This is a genomic window from Streptomyces sp. (assembly GCF_050698815.1).
Taxonomy (GTDB): domain Bacteria; phylum Actinomycetota; class Actinomycetes; order Streptomycetales; family Streptomycetaceae; genus Streptomyces.
Genome location: NZ_JBOHCV010000425.1, coordinates 1 through 2,661 on the forward strand (window position 1 = coordinate 1; position 2,661 = coordinate 2,661).

The window sequence follows — 2,661 nt, forward strand, 5'->3', positions numbered from 1 at the left end:
ACGTGTTCCCCTGGATGTTCAGCGACTACGGAGAGCTGGCACCACTACGGGAGGCAGCCGAACTCCTGGCCGACTACGAGTGGCCGCCGCTCTACGACGCCGAGCGGCTCCGTGACTGCCAAGTGCCCTGCGCAGCCGCGATCTACGCGGACGACGCCTACGTCGACCGCGCCTTCTCCGAGGAGACAGCGCGGCTCATTCCCACCATGCGGCCATGGCTCACCAATGAGTACGAGCACAACGGGCTTCGCGCCGACGGCGACCGCGTCCTTGACCGGCTCATCGCCCTCGCCCGCGGTTACGCCTGACAGTTCGGCGGGGTACATCCCGAAGTCGTCGTTGTTGACGATGAGCACCCGCGCGTCGGCGGGGAACCCCAACAGCTGACTCGACAAGCCACGTCCGTCCACACCCTGAGCGTGCGGGAACGTGAACGGAGAGTTCAACGCGATTTCCGTCGGGCCCCTTATCAACGAGAAACGGTCGGCGCGGCTGCGGGGGCCGCCCGAGCGGCGGGAGTTCGGCCCTCGGTGGGAGTCCGGGCGGTCGGCGGCCTTGGCTACTCTGCACAAGTGACCACCGACCTGACCCTGCTGCCGCGTGTCGCCTATCGCGGACAGGAGGTCACCGCTCCCCGGCTCCGCGGCCTCCTCGCGCTGCTCGCGGGCGACTTGCGTACGGGCTGCGGCACCGAGCGGCTTGTGGAAGGGCTGTGGCCGCACGAGTTGCCGGAGCGGCCGGGAAAGGCGGTGCAGGTCCTCGTGTCCAGGGCGCGGGCGCAGCTGGGCGCCGGCGTCCTCGCGAGCACGCCGACCGGATACCGGCTCACCCTCGCCGCGGATCAGGTCGACAGCTCCGCCCTGCTGCTGCACGCCGCCGCCAGCGCGGACCGGGCCAGGGCCGGGGACCACGCGGGATCGCTGGCGGAGGCCGAAGCCGGGCTCGCGCTGTGGGAGGGCACCCCTGACGGGGCCGGCGACAGCGACGACCCCATAGCCGTGTTGCGCGCCGAGCGCGCCCCCGTCCGCGGCACCCTCGTACGTGCGCAGGCGCTCGCCCTCGCCCGGCTGGGGCGGCACGCGGAGGCGGCCGGGCCGCTGGCCGTGGCCGCCGCGGAGCATCCGCGCGACGAGGAGGTGCTCGCCGAGCTGCTGCGCGGCGAGGCGTCGACGGCGGGCCCGTCCGCGGCGCTGACGCGGTACGAGGCGTACCGCCGTGAGCTGCGTGACGAGCTCGGCACGGATCCGGGCGTCGGCCTCAAGGCCGTACAGCAGGAGCTGCTGCGCGGCGAGACGCCTGTGGCCAGGCACGGCGTACCGCACGAGCCGAACCCGCTGCTGGGAAGGGACGAGGACATCGCGGCGGTGGAGCGGCTGCTGCGCGCCTCCCGCGCCGTGACCGTCGTCGGCCCCGGTGGCCTCGGCAAGACCCGGCTCGCGCACGCCGTCAGCCGCCGGGCCGAGCAGCGCGTGGTGTACTTCGTGCCGCTCGCCGGCGTCACCGCGGACGAGGACGTGGCCGCGGAGGTGGCCTCCGCGCTCGGCGCGGGCGAGGGGCGGCACGGCGCCTTGAACGGCCACGCCTCGGCCGACCCGGTGTCCGGCATCCTCGGCGTGCTCGGCTCCGGGCCCGCGCTGCTGGTGCTGGACAACTGCGAGCAGGTCATCCGGGGCGCCGCCGACCTCGCAGCGACCCTGGTCTCGTCCTCGCAGGACCTGCGGGTGCTGGCCACCAGCCGGGCCCCGCTGTGCCTCACGTCGGAGGCGGTGTACGCGCTGCCGGAGCTCGGCCTCGACACCTCGGCCGAGCTGTTCACGCAGCGGGCCCGGGCCGCACGGCCCGGCGTGGAGCTGCCTCCGGACGCGGTGGCCGAGCTGTGCCTCCACCTCGACGGGCTGCCGCTCGCCGTGGAGTTGGCCGCGGCACGGGTGCGAGTGCTGTCGGTGCCGGAGATCGCCCGCCGCCTCGGCGACCGGTTCGTGCTGCTGCGCGGCGGGGCGCGGGACGTACCGGAGCGCCACCGCACGCTGCACGCGGTCGTGGAGTGGAGCTGGAACCTGCTCGCGGAGGACGCCAGGGCGGCGCTGCGCACGCTGTCCGTATTCCCCGGCGGCTTCTCCGGCGAGGCGGCGGAGCAGGTGCTGGGCGATGATGCGCTGCATCTGCTGGAGCAGTTGGCCGATCAGTCGCTGCTCACCGTCGCCGACACCCCGGTCGGTGTGCGGTTCCGGATGCTGGAGACCGTACGGGAGTTCAGCGCGGCCCGGCGCGCGGAGGCGGGCGAGGATGAGGAGGTCGTCGGCCGCTTCCTCGCCTGGGCGCGGGACTTCGGGGCCGCGCACCACGACTGGTTCTTCGGCTCGGAACCGCGGGCGGCCTGGGAGCGGATCAGGGCCGAGCAGGACAACCTCGTGCTGGCCCTGCGGCATGCCCTGGCCCGTACGGACGGCCCCACCACCGCCGCCCTCACCGCCGTCCTCGCCGCCCTGTGGTCCACCGGCTCCAGCTACCCCCGCCTCACCGCCCTCGCCGCCGACACCGGCCCGCCGCTGTCGCACTACTACCCCGAGCCCGAATACGTCGAAGTCGCCCGCGCCGCCGCGGTGTTGTGCACGGCGAGCCTGTTCATGGGCTACGGCCCGCACGTCGTACGCCAGCTCG

The 2,661-nt window shown here is 74.1% G+C and carries 1 protein-coding gene and 1 pseudogene; both read left to right on the forward strand.

The window, feature by feature from the left end; all coding sequences use genetic code 11:
* Positions 1 to 308 (forward strand): annotated as a pseudogene (locus ACRDP3_RS15425) (alpha/beta hydrolase); the annotation flags it as partial.
* 264 nt (positions 309 to 572) lie between these two features.
* On the forward strand, positions 573 to 2,661 hold a 2,089-nt coding region (locus ACRDP3_RS15430), incomplete at its 3' end, for an ATP-binding protein (RefSeq protein ID WP_431517512.1).